Genomic DNA, 25886 nt, shown 5'->3' on the forward strand with positions numbered 1-25886 from the left:
GCCTCAAATTGGCGATCCGCAAGAGCAGGCCAGCGGTTGCACGCGCGCGCACGGTCGCATAGGGGGCAGCCGAACACGAAGGATCCTGCCCGTGACCGATAAAATCAACCGTGTAGTCCTCGCCTATTCGGGCGGCCTCGATACCAGCGTCATCCTCAAGTGGTTGCAGCAGACCTATCAGTGCGAGGTCGTCACCTTCACTGCCGATCTCGGGCAGGGCGAGGAACTGGAACCTGCGCGGCGCAAGGCGCAGCAAGCCGGGGTCAAGCCCGAGCACATCTTCATCGACGATCTGCGCGAGGAGTTCGTGCGAGATTACGTCTTCCCGATGATGCGCGCCAACGCGCTGTACGAGGGGCTGTACCTGCTCGGTACGTCGATCGCGCGGCCGCTGATCGCCAAGCGCCAGATCGAGATCGCGCGGATGGTCGGTGCGGATGCGGTCAGCCACGGCGCGACCGGCAAGGGCAACGACCAGGTCCGCTTCGAGCTCGGCTATTACGCGCTCGCACCCGACATCAAGGTGATCGCGCCGTGGCGCGAGTGGGACCTGACCAGCCGCACCCGGCTGATCGAATGGGCCGAGCAGCACCAGATCGAAATTCCGCACAACAAGCGTGGCGAGGCACCGTTCTCGACCGACGCGAACATGCTCCACACCTCGTCGGAAGGGCTCGTGCTCGAGAATCCGTGGGACGAGGTGCCGGACTATGTCTACTCGCGCACGGTCAATCCCGAGGACGCGCCCGACCAGCCGGAGACGATCACGATCGATTTCGAGCGTGGCGACGGTGTTGCGCTCAACGGCGTAGGTATGTCGCCTGCGTCGCTGCTGGAGGCACTCAACGAGCTGGGGCGCAAGCATGGCATCGGGCGGCTCGATCTGGTCGAGAACCGCTTCGTGGGCATGAAGTCGCGCGGCATGTACGAGACGCCGGGCGGCACGATCTATCACCTCGCGCATCGCGGGATCGAGCAGATCACGCTGGATCGTGGTGCGGCGCATCTGAAGGACGAGCTGATGCCGCGGTACGCGGAGCTGCTCTACAATGGCTTCTGGTTCTCGCCCGAGCGCGAAATGCTGCAGGCCGCGATCGACCACAGCCAGGCGAAGGTCGAGGGGACCGTCCGGCTCAAGCTGTACAAGGGTTCGGTCAACGTCACCGGACGCAAGTCGCCGCAGTCGCTCTATTCGGAAAAGGTCGTCACGTTCGAGGACGACCAGGGTGCGTATGACCAGCGCGACGCCGCCGGGTTCATCAAGCTGAACGCGTTGCGGTTGCGGCTGCTGGGGCGGCGGGACCGCTAAACCAATGCACTTCCCCGGCGTTCGCCGGGGAAGCGGTGGATTTTTGGGGCGATATCAGAATTCGTCCCAGTCGTCCTTGTCGCGCACCAGCGCCGGGATGGCGGCGGCAGGCAGCGGCTTGGGCGGGGCGAGATAGGCCGGCGTCGGCTTGGCCGGAGACGAACCGGCGGCGGGGAGGGGTCCCTTGGCGGCGGACGGCTTGGGTGCAGGCGCGGCGGGGGCGGGGGTGGCGCGTGCCGGGGTTGCGGCTGGCGCAGGCTGATGTCCGATCGTGAAGACCGCCGCCTTTTGCGTCAGCATGCCGACTTCGCCGTTCAGGTTGCGCGCGGCGGCGGAGGCTTCCTCGACCATCGCGGCATTCTGCTGCGTGCCTTCGTCCATGCTCTGGATCGCGGTGGCGATCTGCTGGATCGCGGAGGCCTGCGCACTGTTGTCGATCGACATCGCCGCGAGCAGTTCGTGCACCACGCCGACATCGTCCGAGATCGCGACCAGCGCGTGATCGACCTTGTGGACCGCATCGACCGCCAGGACGACGTCGTTCTGCGTCGCGGTGAGCTGTTCGCGTGCGCGCTTGGCTTCCTCTTCGGAGCGCATCGCAAGCTGCCCGACGAGATCCGCGACGACCGCGAAGCCGCGCCCGGATTCGCCCGCACGCCCGGCCTCGACCGCGGCGTTCATCGCCAGCACGCGCGTCTGGAACGCGATCTTGTCGAGCCCTTCGATGACGCTGTCGATCCCCTTGGCGCTGTCCGACACGCGGTGCATCGCCTGGACCGCCTGGCCCGCAGTGTCGCGCCCGGTGCCGACCGTGGCGATCGCCTGGTCTGCGCGCTGAACCGTGCTGTGCGCCTTGTCCGCACCGGTGCGCAGCCGTTCGTTGATCTGCGTGACCGCGGCCGAGGTTTCCTCGAGCGAGGCGGCGCTCGATTCGGTGCGGCGGGCAAGATCATCCGACGCCTGTTCGATCTCGTTCGATCCGTTGCGGATCGACCGTGCGCTTTCCGACACCGCGCTGATTAGGTCGCGCAGGCTGTCGAGCGCAGCGTTATAGTGCGTCTTGAGCGCGGCGTAGCCCGCCGGGAAATCGCGTTCGATCGGGCGGGTGAGATCGCCCTTCGCCATCATTTCGAGGTGGGAGGACACTGAGTCGATCACCATCGCCTGATCGGCATCGGCCTGCTTCTTGACCGCTTCGGCGCGGGCCTGTTCCTGCGCATTGTCGCGCAGCACCACCAAAGCCCGCGCCATCGCGCCGACTTCGTCCTGACGATCGACGGCGGTGACCGCGATCGTATTGTCCCCGGCGGCGAGCTGTCGCATGCCGGATTCCATCGTGCTGAGCGGGCCGGCGATGGTGCGGCGGGTGACCAGGATGCTTGCGCCGAGCGCGACGACCACGCTGACGAGCCCGATCAGCACCATGCTGCGCTGCGTGGCTGCAGCATCCTGGGAAAGCGTCTTGGTTAGGGCAGTCGAGGCGTTTGCGCGTTCCGTGATGACGGCGGACAGCTCGTCGCTGAATTGCGCATCCAGACGGTCCGCCTCCATCAGCAGCTTGCGTGCGGCGTCGTTGTCGTTGCGCAGGCCATAGCGGGTGGACTGCGCGACGGTCTGCTCGACTTGCGATAGCCGCGACTGGAGCGCCGGGATCTTGGATGCCACCGCCGGGTCGGCCTGGCCGATCCTCTGCAACAGCGCGCGCCCGGCATCGCCTTGCTGGCGCACTTCGGCGGCGGCCGCGCGGGACTCTGCGCTGGCACCGTCATACGCCATGACCTTATACCCCGAATAGACGATCGTTCCCGATGCGTCGGCGACCTGCGCAAGCCGCGCATTGTTGGGCAAGGTCGCGGTGGTGAGCGCGGCATAGCTCTTGTCGAGCACGCCCAACTGGCTTGCGCCATTGTAGAGGACGACCAGCATGACGACGCCGAGCGACACCAGCAACGTGGCGATCTTTACGGCGATCTTGAGATTCGAATAGATGTGCATCGACGCCCCTTTGCGTAAATGGACCGCCCCCGCGTGATCGCGACGAGGCAAGCATACCGACTGTTATAGATGCTCCGCGCCACGACTGTTCGCGGGAGCGCGGGAATTGCGATCAGCGCAGGTAATCAACCAGGCTGAGGCTGCTCAACTGGCTGAAGACCGAGTAGCTGGCCTGCAACATCGTCTTCTGCTGCGACAGATCCATCGCGATCTGGCCAAGGTCGGCATCCTCGTTGGCGCTGATGATGCCCTTGAACAGGTTTGCGCGTTCGTCCGCCCGCGTCGCGAGCGTTTCGGCCTTGGCCTGGCGGTGTCCGTTCTCGGCGTTGAGCGCGCGCACCCCGGTCATCGCGTCGTCGAGCGCGGTGCCCACGGCCTTGAGCGCAGCGTGTTGTGCCGGGGTCAGTGCGCCGGTGAACGGCCCGGCATCGGCAAGCGTGCGGAACACCTGCGCCAGTCCGCCGCCGACTTCACGCGCGGTGATGCCATAGGTCATGTCGAGATTGTCGGCGACGCGCGCGCTCGCGTGGACGGTGCCGTCGCTGAAGTCGCTCGCCGGGGTCGCCGACAGCTCGGCCAGCGTGGCGGGTGCGAACGGGGCAGTGCTCTGCCCCCCGCCGAACAACGGCACGCCGCCTTCGTCCGCGTTGAGCAATGCCGAGAATTGCGAGAAGGCGCTTTCGATCGTGTCCTGCAGGCTTGCGGTTTCGCCGGTGCCCTGCGCCGTCAGCAGGCTTTGCTGGAGGTTGGTACCGAGCGTGTCGACGCCGCTGATCGCGGTGTCGTACAGCGCGAGCGTCGTGCCGAGCTGGCGTGCGACGCCCGATTGCGCCTCGGACCGCGCGAGCATCGAATGCGTCGTCAGCGTGCGCACCGCATCGGTGCCGAGTGCTGCGAGGTCGTTCGCCTTGCGGCCCGAGGCAAGCTGCGCCTGAGTGACCGCCAGCCGCTCCTGGTTGCGCTGGATCGCGCCGGCGGTGAGACGTTGCTGCGGGATGGTGGCGATCCGGGTCATGCAGGGTCCTTTCAGCGAACCATCGTCAACAAGGTGTCGTACATCGCGGTGACCGTGCTGATCACGCGCGCGGCGGCGGAATAGCTGTTCTGCAACACGACCATCTGCGACAGTTCCTCGTCGATGTTGACGCCCGAGAAGCTGTCGCGCCGGTTGACCGCGTCGTCGCGTCGCGCCGCCGCCTCGGTCAGCCGTGCCTTGGCGAGCGCGGCGGTGCTGCCCGCACCGCCCAGTACCTGCGCGGCGCGGCGATCGACCGAAGTCGCGCCTGCCATGCCGAGGTCGATCGTCCGCGCGTGCGCATCGGCATAGCCCGCCGCGCCGCTCCGGTCGGTGCTGCCGAGTGCGATCCCGCCGACGGTCGCGCGCGTGTCGAGCAGCGCGAGCGGCAGGCGCCCGCTGTTGCCGAGAATGTCGGGGCGCACTTCGCCCGTCGTCAGCGCGCTCGCGCTGCCGGTCAGGCCCGCGATCGTCGTGAAACTGCGGCCGGTCCCGGCGCGATCGGTCGAATCGCTCGGGATGGTCAGCACCGCGCCCGATACGGTCGGGTTGGGCTCGAAGCGCATCCGTCCCGCGCCATCCAGGGCGAAACTGCCGTATCGACCAAGCGGACTGGCGGCGAGATCCGCGACCAGGTCGCCGAAGCTGCCACCGGGCGCGGGGGTCAGCGTGTGTTGCGCAAGCACGCGGCCCGCACCGTCGCGCAGCATCAGTTGCGCAGTGCCGCCCGCGACGAATCCATGCGGATCGCTCGCCGCGAAGCCGCTCGGGATGGTCGATCCGTCCGATCGGATCAGATCGTTCATCCCGAACACCTGTGACAGCCCGATCCCGGCCCGCTGCGACGGGGCGGCGAGATCCTGTCCGATCGCGACGCCGGTGCCGGGGGCGGTGGCGGACAGCGTGAGGCGTCCGTTCGCGAAGGTTGCGCTCGCGCTGCCGCCAAGGCCGGCGTTGATCGCCGTGACCATGTCGCCGACGGTCGCCTGCGGCCCCATCGCATCGAAATCGAGGCTGGTCGCGGCGACGAGCTTGCCCGCGGGGTCCGTCACCGCGATGGTCGCCTTGCCCGTGAAGCCGAGCCGGTCGCCTGCCGTCAGCGGGGTGACCGCGCCGATCAGCTGCGCGGGTGCAGGGGTTGCGGTGGCGGCGTTCGACGCGGCGTTGAGCGCCTGGCTCAGCCCGGTGAACAGGCTGCCCAGTTGGTCGCGAAACTCGGGGATCGTGCGATCCCGTAAATCGAGCAAAGCACCCAGTTTGCCGCCGACCGCGGCATTGTCGATCCGGTCGCCGGTCGCGACGCCGGGCAACCCTGCGGAATCGGCGAAGCGAATGTCGACGCCCGGGTAGGCGGGTTGCGCCGCCCCGGCAGCGTTGCCGCCATTGGGATAGGACAGCAGCCGCAGCCGTTGATCGAGCAGCGGCGCGCCGCCAGCGGTTTCGATCGTGACGCGGCCATCGGGCTGGTCGCGCACCGTGACGCCGATCAGGCCGCTCAGATCTTGGATCGCAAGCATGCGCTGGTCCGATAGGCCCGACGAACTCCGCCCCAGCCCGTCGAGCCGCGACACTGCGTCGTTGAGATTGCTGATCTGCGTCAGCAGCGCATTCGCGCGCGTCACCGTGTCGCCGATTTCGGCATCGGCATCCGCTGACAGGCTGGCGGCGTCGCGGTCGACTTGCTGGAGCGATCCAATCGCGTCGCTCGTCTTGGCGACGAACGCATCGGCGTTCTGCACGACCGCGAGCGAGCCGGTCAGCGCGACGCCCGCGCTGGAGATCGCGTCGAGCTGCGCGGTCAGGCTCGATTCCGCACCCGGCGCGCCGAGCAAGGCCTGGAGCCGGTCTAGATAGCCTGCGGTGGTTTCGGCCGATCCGACATCGCCTGCGCGGCGATAGCTTGCGGCTTCGAGGAAGCGATCGGCGACGCGTGTGGTTTCACCGACGACCACGCCGTTGACGCGCCCGCCGATGACGTTGGTAGAGATGTTGAGCCTCTCGCGCGCGTAACCGGCCGTGCCGACGTTGGCGATGTTGGTCGACACGACGCGCAAGCCGGCCTGCGCGGCGTTGAGCCCCGACATCGCGGATCCGAGAATATCGCTGAGCGCCATGTCTTATGCCCTTTCGTCGTGCGCTGCCGACCTTTGAGTCTGTCGTGTTCCCGTCCGTTCCTGCCGCTTGCCGCGGTCCCTGTTGCGAGGGGCCCTTCGACTGCGCTCAGGGCGAACGGGGAGTGTTGCTTGGATCCATTCCAAACCCGTTCGGGCTGAGCCCAACCCGTTCAGGCTGAGCCCAACCCGTTCAGGCTGAGCCCAACCCGTTCAGGCTGAGCCCAACCCGTTCAGGCTGAGCCCAAATCCGTTCGGGCTGAGCGAAGTCGAAGCCTTGCTCTCACCGGGTCCGTCGAGCGTGCTCAGCACCTCACCGCTTCAGGTTGCTGACTTCCTGCAACATGTCGTCGACCGTGGTGATGATCTTGGACGATGCACTGTAAGCGCGCTGGAAGCGGATCATGTTGCTGAACTCCTGCGCGAGATCGACCGTCGATGCTTCCAGCGTGCTCGCGCGGATCGTGCCGGCACCGAGCGCACCGGGGCGGTTGATCGCATAATTGCCCGATGCATCCGACATCAGGAATGCATTGCCCGACATCCGCGTCAGCCCGTCGGCATTGGGGAAGGTCGCGACCGGCAGTTGGAAGACCTTGCGCGCGATCCCGTTCTCGAACACCGCGCTGACCACACCCGCGTCCGACACCTGGACCGAGGCGATGTTGCCGAGCATCCCGCCGTTGACACTCGACGTGATGAGCGCGGATTCCGAGCCGAACTGGGTCAGGCCGCTCAACCCCCCGTTGCTGCCGATCGCGAGCGTGATTGGGTCGGATGCCGCGCCGTTGGTCCAGCCGGGGTTGAGCGGGCCGAACATCTCGGAGGTATAGACCGCGGGATCGTTGATGATGCTGCCATCGGGATTGAAGCGGATTTCGCCGCTCGCCAGCACCCCGCCGGGCGCGGTCACCTCTGCCGGGTCGGCGTAGATTTCGCCGTGCCAAGCATTGGGGCCGGTCTTGACGAACCCCATCGTCACGCGGTGCGTGCCGCCTTGCGCGTCGTACACGTCGATCGCGCGGGTGAATTGCGGGGCGAGCGTGCCGCTCGCGATATCGCCGCGCGTGACCGGTCCGGCGACGGGGGTGGCGCTCGACTGGAGGTTGGCGCGCAGCTCGACACTGTTGGTCGCCATCGCGGTGCCGGTGAGGTCGTTCAGCCGGATCGGTTCGAGCGCGGCGACATTGCCGGTGTTTTCGAACGCGCCGCTGTTGTCGAGCCGCCAGCCCTGCAGATAGAAGCCCGCGGTATTGCGCAGGAAACCGGCGGTGTCGGGCTTGAACGAGCCAGCGCGCGTGAAGGCGACCGTGTCCTGGCCACCGAGACCCGTCCGCGTCACGAAAAACCCGCCGCCCTCGATGCCGAGGTCGGTGGTGTTGCCCGATGCCTGGAGCAGCCCCTGCTTCGAGATCAGCGCCTGCGGCCGTGCCGAAACGCCGCCCGCCGAATAGGTCGTGCGCGACCGGCCGTCGGTCACCAGCGTGCTGAACTGCGTGTCGGTGCCCTTGTAGCCGATCGTATTGATGTTGGTGATGTTATCCGCGACCGCGGCCATCGCGGCGGACTCGGCGCTGAGACCGGAAACACCGGCATAAAGGGCGGAATAAAGGCTCAACCGGGGTCTCCCACGTCGCAGGGTGCCGGATCGGGTCCGGCCATATCGCATCCATCATAGAGGGGTGGTGCATCCCCGGACGCGGCTGCTCCAAAAGGCTGAGACAAGGGGTGATTCGCGCGTCGGCGCGCCCGACGGGGGGGCTCGCCAGCTATAACAGCGCAATGCCTTTCCTTGGGGACGCTCTAGTGCGCAGCTTCGTATTGCATGACGGTGAAACGATGATCGTCAACGGCGCCGTATTGCGCGTGCCCGTCGCGACCGAAGTGATCGTCGACAATCGCGCCACCGTGCTGCGCGGTGACGCGATCATGGACGCCGGGCAAGCCACGAGCCCCGCACGGCGGCTGTATTACGCTTGCCTCCAAGCCTATGTCGGCCAGGACGTCGTGGCCCAGCAGCGGCAGATCGTCGCCGATCTTGGCGAACTGCTCGAACGCCAGGGCGACGATGCCGCGCGCGCCGCCAGCGTCCGTTTCGCCAATGCGGTCGCATCGTGCGACTATGTCCGCGGCTTGCGCGAATGCCTGACGCTGATGGAGCAGGAGGGCGTGCCTGCGCGCGATATTGCCGCGATGCTGGCGGCCTGAGCGATGCAGTCGCTGGCCGCCGCCACCCGTGCGCTCGCTGCCGCATCGCCCGATCGGCGGTTCGGTCGGGTCGTGTCGGTGCAGGGCGCGTTGATCGAGATCGACGGGCTGGCGGGTGCGGCGGAAATCGGGTCGCGGATCGGGATCGAAACCGGCGGCGGTGTCGTCGCCGCTGAAGTCACCGGAATCAACGCCGGGCGCGCGCAATGCCTGCCGTTCCGCGATCCGCACGGGCTTCGTTCGGGTACGTGCGCGTGGCTCGAGGACGGGAGCTTCGCGGTGCGCCCTTCGGCACGCTGGCTCGGGCGGATGGTCGACGGGCTGGGTCGCCCGATCGATGGCCTGGGTCCGCTTCCCAACGGGTCCGACCCGCAACCGATCAAGGCAGCACCGCCGCCCGCTGCGGGCCGGGCGCGCGTTGGCGGTCGGATCGAGACCGGGGTGCGCGCGCTCGACCTGTTCGTGCCCTTGTGCAGCGGGCAGCGGCTCGGGCTGTTCGCAGGCTCCGGTGTCGGCAAGTCGGTGCTGCTGTCGATGCTCGCGCGCTGGACCGCGTGCGATGTCGCGGTGATCGGGCTGATCGGCGAACGCGGGCGCGAGGTGCAGGAATTCGTCGAGGACGATCTCGGTGCCGAAGGGCTTGCGCGCAGCGTCGTCGTCGTCGCGACCTCGGACGAGCCTGCGCTGATCCGGCGTCAGGCGGCGTGGACGACACTCGCGATCGCCGAGCATTTCCGCGACCAGGGGCTCAACGTTTTGTGCCTGATGGATTCGGTCACGCGCTTCGCAATGGCCCAGCGCGAGATCGGTCTCGCCAATGGCGAACCGCCCGCGACGCGCGGATACACGCCGACGGTGTTTGCCGAGCTCCCGCGGCTGCTGGAACGCGCGGGGCCGGGGTTGCCGGGGCAGGGGACGATCACCGGCGTGTTCACCGTGCTGGTCGACGGCGACGATCACAACGAACCCGTCGCGGACGCGGTGCGCGGGATCCTCGACGGGCATGTCGTCATCACGCGGCGGATCGCCGAGCGGGGGCGGTATCCGGCGATCGATCTGCTCAAGTCGGTGTCGCGCACGCTGCCGCATTGCCTGTCGGACGAGCAGAACCGGATTCGCCTTGCTGCGCGCGCCTTGCTCGCGACGCATGGCGACATGGAGGAGATCGTCCGGCTCGGTGCCTACACCACGGGGTCGAACCCCGAGGTTGATCGCGCGATCCGGATCGCGCCGCAGATCGAGGCGCTGTTGACGCAGACCCGGCAGGACCGCGGCGATGCGGCTGACGCCTTCGCGGCGATGGCGCAATTGATGGAGGGGACCGATGCAGACGCCCTATGACGCAGCGCTTCGGGCGCTCGACCGCGAGATGGATGCACTGACGCAGGTGATTGCGGCATCGTCCGCGCGGCTAGGCGAAGCGCGGATGCTCCACCACGCACTGATCGACAAGATCGTCGACGAGGCACGGCTGGCGGCGGCGGACAGCCGCCTGATCGGCGATCCGTATCTGGCCCACGCGCGCGGCGAACGGGAACGGCGCGGTGCCGAAGCGGAGACCGCGGCGGTCGAACTCGATCTGCTGCGGCAGCGTGCGGCGCGGCAATATGCCGCGATCCGCGCAGTCGAATCCGCGGCCGACCAGTTCCGGGCCAACGTTCGCCAGGCGGATGACCGGCAGCAACAGGCGATGGTCGACGATATCGCCGCGGCGCGCTTCGCACGATTGCGGCGCTTGCACCAGGCCACACCGCGATGATGGCGCCGCTTGGCACCAACGGCGACGCCGCACGGCTTACCCCGACGCAACGCGCCAATCTGATCGAGGCGGCGGCACACGGCGCGCTGACCAACCGGTTGTGGCAGGCCGCGCTCGGGCAGGGGGATCGCACGGCCCCGCTCGACGGATTGTCCGATCAGCCCCACGCCACCACCAGCGATCCGTCGGCGCGCTATGCCGACCGGGTCGATCTTTCCAATCTGATTGCGCTGTTCGATGCGCGGCATGGCGGCACCCCCCATGCTACGTTCGGCGAACCGTCCGCTCTCGACGCTGCATCCTGTCCGCCTGATGCAGCGATGCGCAACCTGGGGCCGAATGCGGTCCATGCCGACACCTTGCGCGCGGCAGCGGCGCGGTCGGGCATCCCCGATACTGCACTTGCCGCGATCGTGCAGGCGGAGGCGGCGAAGGATTCGGGCGGGCGGTGGAATTGCTACTCGCGCAACCCGCGGTCGAGCGCGGCGGGGCTGGGGCAATTCCTCGGCGGCACATGGCAGTCGATCGCGCAGAAGCCCGGAACGTGGCTCAATGCCGCGGCAGAGCAGCATGGCTGGCTCGATGCCAGCGGAAAGGTCCGGCCCGAGTCTCGCGCCGCGTTGCTCGCACTGCGGTATGACTCAACCGCAGCGATCCACACCATCGCCGATTATGCGCGGAGCAATCTCGACACGATCCGGCGGGCGGGATTGTCGGTCGGGAAGGATCCGGCGACGATCGCGCGATCGGCCTATCTCGGGCATCACCTGGGGCCGGGCGATGTCGTCCGCTTCCTCAAGGGGGGGCTGGGCGCAACGCGCGCGCGGACCCTGCTGACCGCGCAGATCGGCAGCGGCGGCGCCAGTCGTGCGATTGCCGCGACCGGTGACGCGAGCGCCGCGCACCGTGCATGGCTGACCGCTTATGTCAGCCGCAACGTCCAGCCGCAGCGGTTCGCCTGACCGTGTCGTTCGGGTCTGCAGGGATCATCCTATAGAATGGTTAATCCCATCTTTACCAGCAAAACCGCCCATTATGCGTAGTTTGACCCAAGTGGGGGACCCGCGACCCGGGGAAATACGTATAGGATGTTTATGACCCCGTTTAACGCCCGCCGCCATGGTCGGGGCAACGGGAATCGCAACGGTGCAGCTCCCGAACGTCCCCGGGGGAGCCCATGTCCAAAACCACCATCGCGCTTGAACACGCCGTCGCAGAGGTGATCGCAAACCGTCCCGCGCCCGGCGTCGCGCCGACAATGCGCCAGCGGATCCTCGCCGACCGCGCGTTCGCTGCGGTGCTCAAGATCATCGCGCCACGGATCCGGCACTTTATCCGCCAATATGGACTGACCGGGCATTGGGACGACGCAGAACAGTGCTGCGCGATCGGCGTCCACCGCGCGATCGAGGCGTATGATCCGGCGCGCGCGCAATTTACCACCTTCGTCAACTGGCAGTTGCGTGGCGAATTGCAGAGCCTGCGCTTCCGGCTGATGACCGACCAGCGCCAGTCCGCGCGGCGGGTCGAGGCGACCACGGTTTCGCTCCACGCGACGGCGATCGGCGCGGACGGCGAGGCAACGTCGCTGGAAGCGATGATCGAGGACGAGGGCGCGCTCGACCGGACCGAAGCCGGCGTCGAAGGCATGATGGCGGACGATCTGCGCACTGCGTTGCTCGACGCCTATGTCGCGCAGCTTCGCGAAGTCGGGATCGAACAACTCAAGCGCAAGGCACGCGCGGTGCGCTCGGTCCATGCCGACAGCCCTTCGCTACCGCGCTTCCGCGCCAGGCCGTCGACCCCCGACCCGATCGATCTCGCGGACCTCGAGACGCGGATCGCGACCCAGCGCGCGCTGGTCGAGCGTCGGCTGAGCGACGATGCGGGGCTTGGCGACGACACCGAAACCTGCCCGATCGAGCGCGAGCGGATGCGCCAGGTCGCCAAGCGCGCGGCGCGCGTGGTGGCGGAAATCGCGACCACCGACCCCCGTTTCGCGGGCTTTGCCGATCGTCGCCAGCCGTTGCCGCGCCGGCGCAAGACCGATCACGGCGCCGCCGAGACCTCGATCCTTCCCGATGCCCGGGCACCGCACAATGCGCTGGCGCGCGTGATCGTGCTTGATCCTGCCGCCGTCGACGCGATCGAGGGGACCGACCCGATCGAGCGTACGTTGGAGGCATTGCGCGGGGAATTGCCGCCTTACGGCATCGCCGCGCCGACCAGCAATCGGTTGCAGTGATGCAGAGCGCAGTGCTGCGGTCATGGCCCGATGCGAGCGAGGCGGATCCTTCCGATAGCATGGCGCTTCCGCGCAGTGACGCCTTGCTCGACCGGATCGCGGCCAATTTCTGTCTGGCGGTTCGCCCGCTGTTCGTCCGCAGCGACCCGGTCGCCGATCCGTTACTGATCGCGACACTGCACGATCCGCGGACGGGGGCGATGGGGTTACGCTGCTGGGACCGCGCATTGCGCGAAAGCGACCTGCCGCTCGATCGGGGTCGTCGCCGCGATCATGACATCATCCGCACCACAGCGATCCTCACCGAACTGCTGGCGGTGCGCTGGCCGAAGCCCGTGCGTCCGAACCGGATTGGTGTCCTTACCGATGGAACCGGCGTCGCAATCGCGCCCGCGGACCCCTGTCCGATCGAGCCGGGCTGGATCGACCGCAGGCTTGCCGACCCGCGCGGGCTGACCGCGTTGAAGCGCTTTGCCCCCGATGGTGGCCTGGCCGTATTGCGCGTCCCGCGGACGGCCAGTGCTGCATCGCAATAACCTCCGGAATGGAGCATTTACCCTCTAGGCGCACCGTTCTATGGTTCGGATGGGGTATGCTTGCACGGCAAGCAAAAGTCTAAAGGTGTGTTCGCTTGGCGGAAGGTGAAATGATGCCTCACGCAAAGCCCATGATGGCGTTCGATCCATTCCGCGCTGTGGTTTTTCCCAACCGCGTTCGCGAAGCCCGGCAGCGTGCGGGATATGCACGGCTGTTGCCCTTCTCGGGTCGTGTCGCCGATATTCCGTACATCCGCCTGTCGAAGATCGAACGGGGTGAAGTCGTCCCGCGTGCGCAGGAACTCGCCAAGATCGCGCAGGCACTGGGGGTCCGCGCCGAGGAATTGCTCATCGACGTGGACGCCACGCATTTTTCGATCGAACGCTGGGCTGCGCCGTTTGCCGACCGGCGCGCGCCCGATCTTCCCGAGGAAGAGTTTGCGCTGTCGCTGGCAGCCGCGATCCGGTGGCGGCGGCAAGCGGACCGGTCGCTGACGATCGCCGCGATCGAGCGGCTGTACGGGATTGCGCCTGTCACTTTGTCGCGCATCGAAAATGCACAACGCCCGTTCGCGCGCTGGAACGAGGCGACGCAGGCGGCGATCTTCGCGCTGCTCGAGGTGTCGGACGAACCGAGCCTGCGCGAGAAACTCGAGCAATTGTCCGCCGATGGATCGTTGCAGGCGATGGTCGCGGTGATGCAGAATCCGGCCGTGCGCGGCCAGCGGATGCGCGAACGGATGCTCGCGCTGCGCGCGGAGATTGCGAACCTCGGCAATGACGGAGTCGGCCGGGTCGCCATACCCCCGCCAACTGTACGACAGCTTGCGGTGTACGGCGTGCCGCATGGCGACGGGCTGGTCGCGCGCACGCCAACCGGGCGCACGATCGCGGACCACGCCGGATGGGGACCCCGCGCGTTCGGCCTGCGGGTCGGTCGACCGACGCTTGGCGGCGGATTGCCGGGCAATGCGATCGTCATCGTCGACCCCGATCGCTATCCGGTGGCGGGCGGGCTCGCGGTCGTGCGCGAGGGGGACGTGCCGGCATCGTCGGACCAGACGCAAGCAAACCCGGATACGACCGTCGCCACCTACCGCATCGTCGCGGTCACGGTGGACCGCGATGGACGGATGTTTGGCTACAGCACCACGCCCGCGATCGAAATCGCGTTCGACGAACGTCCATCCGAACAACTCGGCGCCATTATCAGCGCGTATTTCGTCTGAACCGACGCGGTTTCGGGCAGGAGCGCTTGCGCCACGTAACCTTTCGTCAACTGCCATGTGGCATCGCGCCGTCAACGACTATTGCGTTTCGACGGTAGTCGTCGCTTATTGTCGATCATCAGCGAAGCTTGGCCGAGCGGGAGAATAGTGCCCAATTCAGCGGTTGCGCATCTGGCAATAAACCCCGTCCGTCGTTCTAGTCTTATCGCCAGCCTGTTGGTCTGTGTGGTCAGTACGACGGTTGCGTTGCTTGGATGGTCGCTCGATCTTCCCCGCCTGCTGGATTACGGATATCGTGATCTTCCCGCGCATCCCGATGACCTTGCCGGTCTGTTGGCGGTATGCGCCGCGTTCATCGCGGCTTTGCGCCCGGCGCCGACCTGGCTGATTGCGTCATTGCTGTTCAGCAGCACGCTGATCGCGTTGCTATGTCTGTTCCAGCATCCGTTCATTGCCACGGAAGCGGTTCACGCCGGCATCACGCCCGCGATCCTGATCCTTCTGGTCATCAGCGTCGCGTTGCTGCGGTTGCGGCGGGTCGATCTCATGCGGGTGGCCGCGCTGACCGCGGCGCTGGCGGCAAGCCTGGCGATGCTCGCCGCGAGCGTGACGCTCCACGCGACCGGAATGCTGCCATCGCCGGGGTCGGTCACGCCCCCGATGGACCTTGCCGTAGCCCTGCCGATCGCGATTACTGCGATCGTTCTCGCCGCGGCAGTACTGGTCGAGGCGTGCGACGGTGCGCTCGTGGTGCTCGCCCAGCAGGAGAATCCCGGCTGGCACAATCTGCATTACGTCTTGCCGTTCATCCTGGTGACGCCCGCGCTGATCGTCGTCGTGCAGGGGCTGATCGTGCCGTTGCCGCCCGACCTGATCCAGCTGCTGGCGGTTGTGCCGCTCGAGACGATCATTCTTGGTACGGTGGTCTGGTGGCTCGTCACCGGGCTCGTCACCGAACGCATGGCGACGCGCGAGTTTGCACGCGCGCTGGACAACGGCCCGATCGTCATGGTCGACGGTGCCGGGACGATCGTTTACTGGTCGCGCGGATGCGAGAAGCTGTACGGCTGGCCCGCGGCGCTTGCGATCGGGCAGAACAAGCATGCGCTGCTCCATTCGCGCACGCTGGACGGCACGCCGCCGCTACCCACGGGCGCCCCCGGCAAGGTCGGCGGCACCGAATTGATCGAACGCCATCGCGACGGACATGAAGTGCGGGTGCTCGAACAGGCGCGCAGTGCCGATGGCAGCACCACGCGTGCGGTGTTGTCGATGAGCGACATCACCGCGCGCGCCGCCGCCGAACGCGCGCTGGGTGACAGCGAGACCCGGCTGCTGCTGGCCGCGCAGGCGCATTCGATCGGGGTGTTCGAATGGGATGCGCGCAGCAACGCGATCCACTGGGTCGGCAACACCGAGACGATGCTCGGGGTCGCGCCGGGCACGATCCGCGATTACGCAAGCTGGGCGGCGGATGTCTTCCCCGAGGACCGCGAAACGATCGAGCGCCGCATGGCTGCGGCGATCTGGGCCAAGGCGGATCGGTTTTCCTTTACCTATCGCATGCGTCGCCCCGACGGCGAGGTCCGCGTGATCGAGGGATCGTCGCGCTGTTTCTACGACGAAAAGGGCCATCCCGATCGCGCGATCGGGGTCAACATCGACGTCACCGACCGCGTCGCCAACGAAACGCAATTGGCCGCCCGCGAGGCGCAATTGCGGTCCGTGCTTGAAACCGTACCCGATGCGATGATCGTGATCGACGAGAAGGGCATCATCCTGACGTTCAGCCCCGCCGCCGAGCGGCTGTTCGGCTATGCCGCGCGACAGGTGGTGGGGGCGAACGTCGCGCTGTTGATGCCCGATCATCACGGCGTGCACCACGACGATTACCTCCGCCGCTATCGCGAGACCGGCACCAGACGCGTGCTCGACCGGACGCGTTTCCTGACCGCACGGCGCGCGGACGGGCAGGAAGTGCCGATCGAGCTGCGCGTGGGGGAGGCGCGCTATGCCGACGTGCGTGTGTTCACGGGCTTCGTTCGCGACATATCCGAACGGCTGGAGTCCGAGGAACGCCTGGACTCGCTGCGGAGCGAGCTGACCCACGTCGGGCGGCTCAACGCGATGGGGGAACTTGCGGCGGGGCTGGCGCACGAGATCAACCAGCCGCTGACCGCGATCGCCAATTACCTCGCGGCGGCGCGTCGCGGCGTTGCGCAGCAGGCCGACCAGGGGGGGCAGAGCTCGGCGATGTTGCTGGAACAGATCACGGCGGCGGGCGAACAGTCGCTGCGCGCGGGCGAGATCATTCGCCGGATGCGCGACTTCGCCGCACGGCACGAGACCGATTCGCGTGTCGAACCGGTCGAAACCGCGATCCGTGAGGCGAGCGCGCTCGTTCTCGTTGGCTACGAACGGCTCGACGTCACGATCTGCTACGATCTCGACCCACAGGCGGACCATATGCTCGCCGACCGCATCCAGATCCAGCAAGTGCTCGTCAATCTGCTGCGCAACAGCCTCGATGCGCTATATACCATGCCCAAGGACAATCGGCGGATCCGGGTCGCGACACGGGCGCTGGACGCGGATTGGATCGAGATTACGGTGTCGGATTCGGGGCCGGGGATCGCCGACGTGATCCTGTCGCAGCTCTACATGCCGTTCACGTCGACCAAGGGGGAAGCGGGCATGGGGATCGGCCTGTCGATCTGTCGGCGGATCGTGGAGGCGCATGGCGGCAGCCTGCGCGCCGAAAATCTGGCCGCGGGGGGGGCTGCATTCAGCTTCACCGTCCCGCGTGTCGTCATCAAGCCTGGGGGCAAACAGCGATGATGCGAAGCGTTTATGTCGTGGACGACGATGATCCCGTGCGGCTGTCGCTGCAGACGTTGCTCCAGCAGATCCCGGGGCTGATCGTTCGCGGCTATTCCTCGGGGGATGCGTTCCTCGCGGCGATCGACGCCGCCGACCAGGGGGTGCTGCTGCTCGATTTCCACATGCCCGGCGCGACCGGGCTCGACGTGCTGCGCGCGCTCCAGCCGATGCGCGAACGGTTCGCGACGATCATGCTGACGGGGCGTGGCGACATCGGCATTGCCGTCCAGGCGATGAAGGCGGGGGCGCTCGATTTTCTCGAGAAGCCCTATGATCCCGACCAGTTGATCGAGGTGATCGAGGCGGCGTTCTGCCGGTTCGAGGATGATTGCGCACGCAATGCCCGCGTCGTGGAAGCGCGCAGCCGTGTGGCGACCTTGTCCCCCCGCGAACGCGAGGTGTTGTTGGGGTTGATCGAGGGGCGCGCCAACAAGGTGATCGCGCACGATCTCGATCTGTCGCCGCGAACCGTCGAAATCTACCGTGCCAACATGATGGAGAAGCTCGACGTCGGCAGCCTGTCGGAGGCACTGCGGCTGGCGTTCGCGGCAGGACTGGTGACGCCGGCCTGATCCGGCGTCACGCCCGGCCCCGTCAGGCGGCAAGCGATTCCGCGGCAAGTCCGTCGAGGATCGCGCGATTGACGCCGATCAGCGGGTCGATCGGCTCGCGCCCGGCGACGACGTCGCTGGTGAAGCGATCGACCCACAAACCGATCGAAATGATCCCCGCGCGTAAAGTGTCGGGCAGCGCGTTGCCCGGCGCGCCACAGGCGGCGGCGAAGGTGTTCCACATCTCGCGGTTGCGATGCAGCACTGGCATCAGCCGCACGCCGTGCAGCCCCTGGTCGCGTGCGGCGATCATGTCGCCGACCATCTGGCCGATCAGGCGGCGTTCGGTGGCGCGGGGACTTTCGACGATCGTCCGCGCGCGACGATAGGCTTCGACCGACATGAACGCTCCTGCAACTGGATTTCGCTTTCCATTCTAGGCGAACCCGCGCGCGATCGGTCGCACCGGCAGCATCACTGCGAAAACCCGCCCCCCGCAACCGGCGACCCCGACCCCGCTCTATAATCTGCCAGACCGCGCTGTCGCAGGTCGAAAGGGGGATAGGCACCGCATATGCTGAACGGCGTAGGTTTCGTGATTATCCTCGCCTGCGTCTTCGGGAGTTTCCTGATGAGCGGCGGCAAGATGGAGATCATCCTGCACGCGTTGCCGCACGAGATGATGGCGATCGCGGGGGCCGCGATCGGCGCGTTCGTCGTGTCCAACCCGTTCGGCGTGGTGAAACAGGCGGGCGGGGGACTGCTCCGCTCGTTCAAGGGCGGTCGGTGGAAGGACCAGGATTACCGCGACTTGCTGACGCTGCTGTTCGGGCTGCTCGTCACCTTCAAGAAGGGGGGCGCGACCGCGATCGAACCGCATCTCGACACGCCCGAGGAAAGCCGCCTGTTCAACCGCTTCCCACGGCTGCTCAAGGACCATCACCTGATCGAGTTCATCTGCGATTACCTGCGGATGATGACGGTCAACTTCGAGGATCCGCATCAGCTTGCCGAAGCGATGGAGAATGACATCGAGGCGCACCACCACCACGAACTCGCGCCGCAACATGCGCTGCAGGCAATGGCCGACGGCCTTCCCGCGATCGGCATCGTCGCCGCGGTGCTCGGGGTCATCAAGACGATGGGGTCGATCGACAAGCCGGTCGAAGTGCTCGGCGCGATGATCGGCGGCGCACTGGTGGGGACGTTCCTCGGCGTGTTGCTCGCTTACTGTCTGGTCGGTCCGCTCGCATCCAAGCTGCTTCAGGTGATCGAGGCCGACGGCAAGCCGTTCGTCATCGCCAAGACCGCCATCGTCGCGCACGCCCAGGGCATGCCGACCCAGGTCGCGATCGAGATCGCGCGCCGCGCCACCCCGTCGGAACATGCGCCGACGTTCCAGCAACTCGAGACCGCACTCGACGAGGCAAAAAATGACCTTAATGCCCAACCAGCCTGATCCCGAAAGCACGGTGGACACCATCCACCTGCCCGCGCACGGCACCACCGTCACCGCCGAGGACCTCAAGGTCCGGCTCGTCCTCGCCGCCAATCTGGGCGACCGGGTCAACGTCGATGCCAGTCGCGTCGAAAGCGTCGGGCAGGCGGTGCTCCAGTTGCTGATCGCCGCGCGGATCGATGCGCAGGCGGCGGGCCAGGCCTTCGCCATCACCAACCCCAGCCCAGCCTTCACCGCACGCATTGCGGCGCTTGGCCTCAATCACACCCTGGCGATCACCGCCGAGGAGGACGTTGAATCGTGAGCAAATTGATTCTGACCGTCGATGATTCCGCGAGCATGCGGATGCTGCTGAAAACCTCGCTTACCGCGCAAGGGTTCAGCATCGAATCCGCCAATGACGGGGTCCACGGGCTCGCCCGGATGCACGAGGTGCAGCCCGACCTGCTCATCACCGACATCAACATGCCCGAAATGGACGGCTTCGAGCTGATCGAGGCGGTGCGCGCGCTGCCGCAGTTCCGCGGTACGCCGATCCTCGTGCTCTCGACCGAATTCTCGGACGAGAAAAAGGCACGTGCGCGTTCAGCGGGTGCAACTGGGTGGATCACCAAGCCGTTCGAGGCGGCCAAACTGGGGGCGGCGATCCGTCGGGTGTGTCCATGAGCGACGAACTCGACGAGATCCAGGGCATCTTCTTCGAGGAATGCGCCGAAGGATTGCTCGCCGCCGAACAGGGGCTGGCCGCGATGCAGGGGGGTGACACCGCCCCCAAGACGATCGCCAGCGTGTTCCGCGCGGTCCATTCGATCAAGGGCGGCGCGGGGGCGTTCGGCCACGCCGCGCTGACCGCCTTCGCGCATCGGTTCGAGAACGTACTCGACGAGATCCGCGCTGGCCGGATCGCGCCGACGCAGGGGGTCATCACGGTGATGCTAGGCGCGTTCGACAAACTGTCGGACCATGTCGCCGCCGCGCAGGGCACGATGGGCTTGCCCGACGATGCCGCATCGCTTGCAGCACTCGAGGCGATCCTCGCGGGGCAGGGCGCGACACCCGCCGCGCCGGTCGAGGCACCCGTGGCCGTCGCGCCGCCCGCCGTTGAACCCGCGATTGCCGACGAGATCGATCCGTTCGGGTTCGAGCCGGTGACCGTCGCGATCGAGGATTTTGCCGCGCCGGAAACTGCGCCGGCTGCTCTGGTCGAGCCCGAATGGACGATCCTGTTCGCGCCGTCGCGCGATGCGATGGCCAACGGCGCGGAGCCGATCCTCGTGATCCGCGAACTCGAAGGTCTGGGCGGGCACGTCACCGGTGTGGACACCAGTGGCCTTCCGCCGCTGCGCGATCTCGATCCGGAACATGCCTATCTGCGCTGGACGATCAGCCTGCCCGGCGATGTCGGCGAGGATCAGATCGGCGACTGTTTTGATTTCGTCGCGCCGGATTCGATTGTCGAGGTCATGCGCACCAGCGGCGAACCGCTCCCGCCGATGCCAATGCCCGTCGTCGCCGACGCGCCGCTTCGCGAACCGGGTGCGATCCACGACCTGCTCCAGCGGGTCGAGGCGGCATCGCCCGCAATCGCGGCTGCGGCTGCGGTCGCCACCGCGACGGCGGTAGCCGACGGGCCTGCAAAGCAGGACCCGCGCACGACCGATACCGCATCGCAGACGATCCGCGTCGATCTTCACAAGCTCGACATGCTGCTCAACCTGGTCGGCGAACTCGTCATCCGCGGGTCGATCCTGTCGGACCGGCTGTCCCCGGCGGATCAGCAGCGCGTCGAACTGCCCGAACAGGCCCGGCTGACGCGCGAGATCCAGGACACGGTCATGTCGCTGCGCGCACAGCCGATCCGGCAGGCGTTCAACCGCGTGCCGCGGATGCTGCGCGACCTGACCGGAGAGACCGGCAAGCAGGTCGTTCTGGAGACGCAGGGCGAGACGACCGAAGTCGACAAGGGCGTGATCGAGAAGATCGGCGACCCGCTCACGCACCTGATCCGCAACGCGGTCGATCACGGGATCGAATCGCCCGAGGATCGCCTGCTCGCGGGCAAGCTGGCGCAAGGTACGATCCGGCTGTCCGCCGCGCAGAAGGGCGCACGGATCATCGTGACGGTCGCCGACGACGGCCGCGGAATCGACCGCGCACGCGTGCGCGCGAAAGCAATCGAGAAGGGGCTGATCGGTCCCGATGCGGTGTTGTCGGACGAGGAGATCGACCAGCTCATCTGCGCGCCGGGCTTCTCGACCGCGACGACCGTGTCGAACATTTCCGGACGTGGCGTCGGGATGGACGTGGTGCGCTCGAACGTGGAGGCGCTCGGCGGGCGCGTCGACATCAGCTCGACTCCGGGGCGGGGCACGGTGTTCACGCTCGTTCTGCCGCTGACGCTCGCGATCCTCGACGGGATGGTGGTGCGCCTTGCGGGGCAGCGTTTCGTCCTTCCGCTCGCGCATGTGATCGAGGCGATCCGCCCCGAGCCGGGCCAGGTTCGCGCGACCACGCCGGGCAGCGAAGTGATCGAGGTGCGCGGCACGTATCTGCCCGTGCGCCGCCTGACGCAGATCTTCGGGCTGCCCGATCCCAACCCGCTGCCGCCCGAGGAATCGCTCGTCATCATCGTCGAGAGCGAGACCGCCGGGAAGGTCGGCCTGATCGTCGACACGATCGACGACCGCCGCGAAGTGGTCATCAAGAGTCTCGAACAGAACCTCCACCCGATCCGCGGACTGGGTGGGGCGACGATCCTGGGCGACGGTTCGATCGCGTTGATCCTCGACGTCGACGCGCTGGTCGCTCCCCTTTCCCGAACCCTGACACGAGGACTTGCCGCATGAGCATGACGGAAAATGCCGGCGAACTGAAAATGGTGACGTTCGCACTTGGCCAACAGACCTTCGGAATCGACATGCGGTCGCTGATCGAAATCCGCGAATGGGCACCGCCGACCCCGCTGCCGAGCGTGCCGAGCTATATCCTCGGCGTGACCAACCTGCGCGGTACGGTCGTGCCGATCGTGGGACTCGCCGAACGCCTTGGCTGGACGCCGAGCGAAATCCACAGCCGTTCGTGCGTGCTGGTCGTCAGCATCGCGGGCAAGCAGGCCGGTTTCCTGGTCGACGAGGTCAACGACATCGTCGGGATCCAGGAAGACGCGATCCAGCCCGCACCGGATGTCGAGATCCAGGATACCAACGTGATCGCCGGGCTGGTGCAGATCACCACGCGCGGCAGCGACGGCGGTGCCGCGGCATCGACGATGGTGTTGCTGCTCGATCTCGACGCGCTGACCGTCACCAGCACCGCGGTCGCCGGGACGGTCGCCACGACGATCGCACCATTGGCCCCGCCGGTTGTGGACGGTGCGTCCACGGGTGCGGTTGCCGGGCTGGATATCGCGGCGTGAGCGTTATCGGCCTTGCCCCCACGTCGACCGATGCGGGCACGACCGACATGCTCCCGGTGCTTGGCGATGCCGAGTTCCTGGCGCTCGCGCGGATCATGCAAAACGATGCGCGAATCCACTTGCCGCCGGCGAAGAAGTCGCTTGTCCATTCACGCCTTGCGCGGCGGGTGCGCGAGAACAAGCTCGACAGCTTCCAGGCCTATGTCGCGCTGATCGAACGCGATGCGGGCGAACGGCGGCGGATGGTCACTGCGCTGACCACCAACCACACGCACTTCTTTCGCGAGAACCACCATTTTGAACATTTCCGGTCGACCCTGCTGCCGCGCCTGCGCGCGCGGCCGGCAGGTCGCCCGATCCGGATCTGGTCGGCGGGGTGTTCCAGCGGGGAAGAGGTCTATTCGATCACGATGACGCTGCTCGGCGAAAACGCCGCCGAAGCACGCTGGATGCAGGGCCGCGACGTCAAGTTGCTCGCGACCGACATTTCGCAGCCGGTGGTCGATGCGGTCAACCGTGCCTGTTACTCCGCCCAGACCGTCGAACCGATCCCCGCGCCCTATCAGAAGGCGTGGCTCGTTCCCGACGATGCGGGGTTCCGCATTGCCGATACGGCGCGTCGGCTCGTGACCGCACGTGTGCTCAACCTGTTCGAACGCTGGCCGATGCGTCAGCAATATGACGCGATCTTCTGCCGCAACGTCATGATCTATTTCGACGATACCGCGAAAGCCGAGCTCGAGGCGCGTCTGGTGGACCAGCTCGCCCCTGACGGCTTCCTCTACATCGGCCATTCGGAGCGTCTGATCGGCGCCGCCGCGGAACGAATGCAGGCGTGCGGGCAGACGATCTACAAACCACGGGATACCGACTGATGCGCCGGACACGCGTCTTGATCGTCGACGATAGCGCAGCGATGCGAGCGGCGCTGACGCGGATCCTGTCATCCGACCCGCAGATAGAAGTCGTCGGCGCGGCGCCCGAACCGCATGCGGCGCGCGCGCTGATCCGCGATCTCAACCCCGATGTCATCACGCTCGACGTGGAGATGCCGGGGATGGACGGGCTGTCCTTTCTCGAACGGATCATGCGGCTGCGCCCGATGCCGGTGGTGATGGTGTCGTCGCTGACCGCGGCGGGGGCGATCACCACGATCGAGGCCTTGCGGCTCGGCGCAGTGGATTGCGTCGCCAAGCCGACCGGTGGGCCGGCGGGGTGGCAGCAGGACGCCGCCTTGCTGTGCCAGACGGTACGCGACGCCGCCGCGTCGCGCGCACGGCGGACCCATATCCAGCGCCGGGCCGCCCCCGCAGGCGCGCGCAGCGGTTTCCGCCAGCGCGTCATCGCGATCGGCGCATCGACCGGCGGGGTGGAAGCGTTGTTCCACATCCTGCCGCAGTTTCCGGCAGATTGCCCGCCCGTGCTGATCGTCCAGCACATGCCCGCGGCGTTCACGACCAAATTTGCGGAACGGCTAAATCGCGATTGCGCGGTGAATGTGCGCGAAGCGCAGGACGGCGCGCCGCTTCTGCCGGGAACCGTCTATATTGCACCGGGGGGTACGCATCACATGATCCTCGACGGCGGCATTTCGGGCAAGGTCCGGCTGGTCGCGGAGGACCGGGTCAACGGGCATCGCCCGTCGGTCGACATGCTGTTCCGCTCGGTCGCCCCGTTGGGCGACAAGGCGATCGGCGCGATCCTGACCGGGATGGGCGACGATGGCGCACGCGGCCTGCTCGCGATGCGCCAGGCGGGGGCGCGTACCTTCGGCCAGACACGCGGGTGCTGCGTGGTCTGGGGAATGCCACGAGTTGCGCTGGAAATCGGCGCGGTCGATCAGGAAGTCAGTCTGTCGCAAATGGCCGGCGCGATTCTCGCCGCCTGCCGCGATGGGCAGAATAGGGAGCCATAAATGCCTGCCGCGTCAGCAATCAAGGTCATGGTAGTCGACGATCAGGCGAGCATGCGCGCAATGATTCGGCGCGCGCTCCAGGATTTCGGCTTCAAGGACATTCGCGACAAGGGGTCCGCCAGCGAAGCATTCGCCGCGATCCGCACCGACCGCGTCCACCTTGTGATCTCCGATTATAACATGCCCGACATGGACGGGATCGACTTGCTGCGCGCGATCCGCACCGACGAGGTGCTCGCCAAGACGGTGTTCATCATGCTGACCGGGTCGTCGGATCGCGAGATCGTGCAGAAGGCGGCGGCGCTCGGGGTCAACAATTATCTGGTCAAGCCGTTCGCGCCGGCGGCGCTGAAGGAAAAGATCGAACGCGTCTTCGGTGCCCTGACATGAGCGCGCCGCCCGCGCGCCGCATCCCGATCATCCAGGGCGAACATGCCGTCGTGCGCGAACCCGATGCGATCATCTCGACGCTGCTCGGGTCGTGTATCGCGGTTTGCCTGCACGATGCCGAGGCGCGGATCGGCGGGATGAACCACTTCCTGCTGGGGGAGCCTCAGGCCGACCAGCTGCTGCGCGACGTCGACCTGCAACGCTACGGGGTTCATGCGATGGAATTGCTGATCAACGCGATGATGAAGGCGGGGGCCGAACGCGGCCGGTTGCGCGCCAATTTGTACGGTGGGGCCAACATCATCGCCGGGCTCGGTGGGATCGGATCCGCCAATGCGGCCTTTGCCAAGCGCTTCCTCGCAACCGAAGGCATCACGGTCGGTCAGAGCGACACGGGGGGCACGCTGGCGCGCAAGGTCGAATTCCGTCCCTATGACGGGAAGGTGCGGTGCAAGACCGTCGCGGATCGCCCGCTACCGCCGCCGATCACGCCCCGCATGCCGGCCGGGTGTGGCGAAATCGAACTCTTCTGATGGTAAGGTTGATGACACTCTCCGCCACCGCTACCGCCCATTCCGCTTCGCAAGACGCCGCGAACGCGACCCTGCACGCGGCGATCGCCGACGAATTGCGGCGTGTCCGCAACCGGGTCGAGACGCTTGCCGAGGCGCTCGTCGGCGACGCCTATTTCGTCGAACATTATCTGGAGCATCTCCAGGGGTTCGACATGATCGTCCAGTCGACCGACGAGACCGCCGCGATCCTCGACCGGCTCGCGGCAGGTACCGACGTCCATGCGGCGATAGCACCGGTGCGGCTCGGCTGCGTGCACGAACGGTTGCACGCCGCGGTGCGGAAAGGCTGACCGC

At 66.9% G+C, this 25886-nt stretch carries 25 protein-coding genes; 20 read left to right on the forward strand and 5 right to left on the reverse strand.

Annotated elements, in window-relative coordinates; genetic code table 11:
- The first annotated feature begins 91 nt into the window (after positions 1–91).
- Positions 92–1309: an argininosuccinate synthase gene (locus ABIC17_RS17330; RefSeq protein WP_354283951.1), complete on the forward strand. Its 1218-nt coding sequence runs from the start codon at positions 92–94 to the stop codon at positions 1307–1309.
- A gap of 54 nt (positions 1310–1363) precedes the next feature.
- On the opposite strand, the gene ABIC17_RS17335 is transcribed toward ABIC17_RS17330, so the two are convergent.
- The 4 genes from ABIC17_RS17335 to ABIC17_RS17350 form a co-directional block, all read right to left on the reverse strand.
- On the reverse strand, positions 1364–3304 hold the full coding sequence (locus tag ABIC17_RS17335; protein WP_354283953.1) for a methyl-accepting chemotaxis protein: 1941 nt from the start codon (positions 3302–3304) through the stop codon (positions 1364–1366).
- Between the two features lie 112 nt (positions 3305–3416).
- Positions 3417–4319: a flagellin gene (locus ABIC17_RS17340; RefSeq protein WP_354283955.1), complete on the reverse strand. Its 903-nt coding sequence runs from the start codon at positions 4317–4319 to the stop codon at positions 3417–3419.
- An 11-nt stretch (positions 4320–4330) separates the two neighbouring features.
- Positions 4331–6433: a FlgK family flagellar hook-associated protein gene (locus ABIC17_RS17345; RefSeq protein ID WP_354283957.1), complete on the reverse strand. Its 2103-nt coding sequence runs from the start codon at positions 6431–6433 to the stop codon at positions 4331–4333.
- 310 nt (positions 6434–6743) lie between these two features.
- Complete coding sequence (locus ABIC17_RS17350; RefSeq protein ID WP_354283959.1) at positions 6744–8048, reverse strand: flagellar hook protein FlgE; 1305 nt, start codon at positions 8046–8048, stop codon at positions 6744–6746.
- A 188-nt stretch (positions 8049–8236) separates the two neighbouring features.
- Between ABIC17_RS17350 and ABIC17_RS17355 the strand changes: the two genes are divergently transcribed.
- The 9 genes from ABIC17_RS17355 (at position 8237) to ABIC17_RS17395 (ending at position 17859) form a co-directional block, all read left to right on the forward strand.
- Positions 8237–8638, forward strand: coding sequence for a flagellar biosynthesis repressor FlbT (locus tag ABIC17_RS17355; RefSeq protein WP_354283961.1), 402 nt, complete (start codon positions 8237–8239; stop codon positions 8636–8638).
- A 3-nt stretch (positions 8639–8641) separates the two neighbouring features.
- Positions 8642–9979, forward strand: a complete 1338-nt coding sequence (gene fliI / locus ABIC17_RS17360; RefSeq protein ID WP_354283963.1) for a flagellar protein export ATPase FliI — start codon at positions 8642–8644, stop codon at positions 9977–9979.
- Positions 9963–10397, forward strand: coding sequence for a hypothetical protein (locus ABIC17_RS17365; protein ID WP_354283965.1), 435 nt, complete (start codon positions 9963–9965; stop codon positions 10395–10397). Before fliI ends, ABIC17_RS17365 begins: the two co-directional genes overlap by 17 nt.
- Positions 10394–11359, forward strand: a complete 966-nt coding sequence (locus tag ABIC17_RS17370; protein WP_354283967.1) for a peptidoglycan-binding protein — start codon at positions 10394–10396, stop codon at positions 11357–11359. Before ABIC17_RS17365 ends, ABIC17_RS17370 begins: the two co-directional genes overlap by 4 nt.
- Before the next feature lie 215 nt (positions 11360–11574).
- Positions 11575–12642 carry a sigma-70 family RNA polymerase sigma factor gene (locus ABIC17_RS17375; RefSeq protein ID WP_354283969.1) on the forward strand — a complete coding sequence of 356 codons (1068 nt, stop codon included), beginning with the start codon at positions 11575–11577 and terminating at the stop codon, positions 12640–12642.
- Positions 12639–13178: a hypothetical protein gene (locus ABIC17_RS17380; protein WP_354283971.1), complete on the forward strand. Its 540-nt coding sequence runs from the start codon at positions 12639–12641 to the stop codon at positions 13176–13178. The genes ABIC17_RS17375 and ABIC17_RS17380 overlap by 4 nt, the downstream gene beginning before the upstream one ends.
- 110 nt (positions 13179–13288) lie before the next feature.
- On the forward strand, positions 13289–14407 hold the full coding sequence (locus ABIC17_RS17385) for a helix-turn-helix domain-containing protein (RefSeq protein WP_354283973.1): 1119 nt from the start codon (positions 13289–13291) through the stop codon (positions 14405–14407).
- A 225-nt stretch (positions 14408–14632) separates the two neighbouring features.
- On the forward strand, positions 14633–17245 hold the full coding sequence (locus tag ABIC17_RS17390; protein WP_354283975.1) for a PAS domain-containing sensor histidine kinase: 2613 nt from the start codon (positions 14633–14635) through the stop codon (positions 17243–17245).
- Entirely contained in the window at positions 17242–17859 is a 618-nt protein-coding gene (locus ABIC17_RS17395) for a response regulator transcription factor (protein ID WP_354283977.1), read from the forward strand. Before ABIC17_RS17390 ends, ABIC17_RS17395 begins: the two co-directional genes overlap by 4 nt.
- Before the next feature lie 22 nt (positions 17860–17881).
- Here the strand turns inward: ABIC17_RS17395 and ABIC17_RS17400 are convergent, their stop codons facing one another.
- Complete coding sequence (locus ABIC17_RS17400) at positions 17882–18241, reverse strand: flagellar biosynthesis regulator FlaF (protein WP_354283979.1); 360 nt, start codon at positions 18239–18241, stop codon at positions 17882–17884.
- Positions 18242–18412: 171 nt separating this feature from the next.
- On the opposite strand from ABIC17_RS17400, the gene motA reads away from it, so the two are divergent.
- The 10 genes from motA to ABIC17_RS17450 are packed head-to-tail and all read left to right on the forward strand — an operon-like array spanning position 18413 to position 25882.
- Positions 18413–19297, forward strand: a complete 885-nt coding sequence (gene motA, locus ABIC17_RS17405; protein ID WP_354283981.1) for a flagellar motor stator protein MotA — start codon at positions 18413–18415, stop codon at positions 19295–19297.
- Complete coding sequence (locus tag ABIC17_RS17410; RefSeq protein WP_354283983.1) at positions 19272–19601, forward strand: STAS domain-containing protein; 330 nt, start codon at positions 19272–19274, stop codon at positions 19599–19601. The genes motA and ABIC17_RS17410 overlap by 26 nt, the downstream gene beginning before the upstream one ends.
- Entirely contained in the window at positions 19598–19963 is a 366-nt protein-coding gene (locus tag ABIC17_RS17415) for a response regulator (RefSeq protein WP_277969011.1), read from the forward strand. Before ABIC17_RS17410 ends, ABIC17_RS17415 begins: the two co-directional genes overlap by 4 nt.
- Positions 19960–22143: a chemotaxis protein CheA gene (locus tag ABIC17_RS17420; RefSeq protein ID WP_354283985.1), complete on the forward strand. Its 2184-nt coding sequence runs from the start codon at positions 19960–19962 to the stop codon at positions 22141–22143. The genes ABIC17_RS17415 and ABIC17_RS17420 overlap by 4 nt, the downstream gene beginning before the upstream one ends.
- Positions 22140–22712: a chemotaxis protein CheW gene (locus ABIC17_RS17425; RefSeq protein WP_354283987.1), complete on the forward strand. Its 573-nt coding sequence runs from the start codon at positions 22140–22142 to the stop codon at positions 22710–22712. Before ABIC17_RS17420 ends, ABIC17_RS17425 begins: the two co-directional genes overlap by 4 nt.
- The gene (locus ABIC17_RS17430; RefSeq protein ID WP_354283989.1) at positions 22709–23587 is read left to right on the forward strand and encodes a CheR family methyltransferase; all 879 of its coding nucleotides are present in this window, start codon (positions 22709–22711) and stop codon (positions 23585–23587) included. Before ABIC17_RS17425 ends, ABIC17_RS17430 begins: the two co-directional genes overlap by 4 nt.
- On the forward strand, positions 23587–24627 hold the full coding sequence (locus tag ABIC17_RS17435) for a protein-glutamate methylesterase/protein-glutamine glutaminase (protein WP_354283991.1): 1041 nt from the start codon (positions 23587–23589) through the stop codon (positions 24625–24627). Before ABIC17_RS17430 ends, ABIC17_RS17435 begins: the two co-directional genes overlap by 1 nt.
- On the forward strand, positions 24628–25017 hold the full coding sequence (locus tag ABIC17_RS17440; protein WP_277969008.1) for a response regulator: 390 nt from the start codon (positions 24628–24630) through the stop codon (positions 25015–25017).
- Entirely contained in the window at positions 25014–25550 is a 537-nt protein-coding gene (locus ABIC17_RS17445) for a chemotaxis protein CheD (protein WP_354283994.1), read from the forward strand. Before ABIC17_RS17440 ends, ABIC17_RS17445 begins: the two co-directional genes overlap by 4 nt.
- Entirely contained in the window at positions 25550–25882 is a 333-nt protein-coding gene (locus tag ABIC17_RS17450; protein WP_354283996.1) for a hypothetical protein, read from the forward strand. The genes ABIC17_RS17445 and ABIC17_RS17450 overlap by 1 nt, the downstream gene beginning before the upstream one ends.
- Positions 25883–25886 lie beyond the last annotated feature (4 nt).

The sequence above is a fragment of the Sphingomonas sp. PvP056 genome, from assembly GCF_040549155.1.
In the GTDB taxonomy this organism is placed as follows: Bacteria; Pseudomonadota; Alphaproteobacteria; order Sphingomonadales; family Sphingomonadaceae; genus Sphingomonas.

Bases quoted from the DNA above. Each gene is read 5' to 3' on its own strand.
- ABIC17_RS17335 (WP_354283953.1), bottom strand. From the start codon at position 3,304: ATGCACATCTATTCGAATCTCAAGATCGCCGTAAAGATCGCCACGTTG.
- ABIC17_RS17340 (WP_354283955.1), bottom strand. From the start codon at position 4,319: ATGACCCGGATCGCCACCATCCCGCAGCAACGTCTCACCGCCGGCGCG.
- ABIC17_RS17345 (WP_354283957.1), bottom strand. From the start codon at position 6,433: ATGGCGCTCAGCGATATTCTCGGATCCGCGATGTCGGGGCTCAACGCC.
- fliI (WP_354283963.1), top strand. From the start codon at position 8,642: ATGCAGTCGCTGGCCGCCGCCACCCGTGCGCTCGCTGCCGCATCGCCC.
- ABIC17_RS17365 (WP_354283965.1), top strand. From the start codon at position 9,963: ATGCAGACGCCCTATGACGCAGCGCTTCGGGCGCTCGACCGCGAGATG.
- ABIC17_RS17370 (WP_354283967.1), top strand. From the start codon at position 10,394: ATGATGGCGCCGCTTGGCACCAACGGCGACGCCGCACGGCTTACCCCG.
- ABIC17_RS17375 (WP_354283969.1), top strand. From the start codon at position 11,575: ATGTCCAAAACCACCATCGCGCTTGAACACGCCGTCGCAGAGGTGATC.
- ABIC17_RS17385 (WP_354283973.1), top strand. From the start codon at position 13,289: ATGATGCCTCACGCAAAGCCCATGATGGCGTTCGATCCATTCCGCGCT.
- ABIC17_RS17395 (WP_354283977.1), top strand. From the start codon at position 17,242: ATGATGCGAAGCGTTTATGTCGTGGACGACGATGATCCCGTGCGGCTG.
- ABIC17_RS17400 (WP_354283979.1), bottom strand. From the start codon at position 18,241: ATGTCGGTCGAAGCCTATCGTCGCGCGCGGACGATCGTCGAAAGTCCC.
- motA (WP_354283981.1), top strand. From the start codon at position 18,413: ATGCTGAACGGCGTAGGTTTCGTGATTATCCTCGCCTGCGTCTTCGGG.
- ABIC17_RS17410 (WP_354283983.1), top strand. From the start codon at position 19,272: ATGACCTTAATGCCCAACCAGCCTGATCCCGAAAGCACGGTGGACACC.
- ABIC17_RS17420 (WP_354283985.1), top strand. From the start codon at position 19,960: ATGAGCGACGAACTCGACGAGATCCAGGGCATCTTCTTCGAGGAATGC.
- ABIC17_RS17425 (WP_354283987.1), top strand. From the start codon at position 22,140: ATGAGCATGACGGAAAATGCCGGCGAACTGAAAATGGTGACGTTCGCA.
- ABIC17_RS17435 (WP_354283991.1), top strand. From the start codon at position 23,587: ATGCGCCGGACACGCGTCTTGATCGTCGACGATAGCGCAGCGATGCGA.
- ABIC17_RS17440 (WP_277969008.1), top strand. From the start codon at position 24,628: ATGCCTGCCGCGTCAGCAATCAAGGTCATGGTAGTCGACGATCAGGCG.
- ABIC17_RS17445 (WP_354283994.1), top strand. From the start codon at position 25,014: ATGAGCGCGCCGCCCGCGCGCCGCATCCCGATCATCCAGGGCGAACAT.
- ABIC17_RS17450 (WP_354283996.1), top strand. From the start codon at position 25,550: ATGGTAAGGTTGATGACACTCTCCGCCACCGCTACCGCCCATTCCGCT.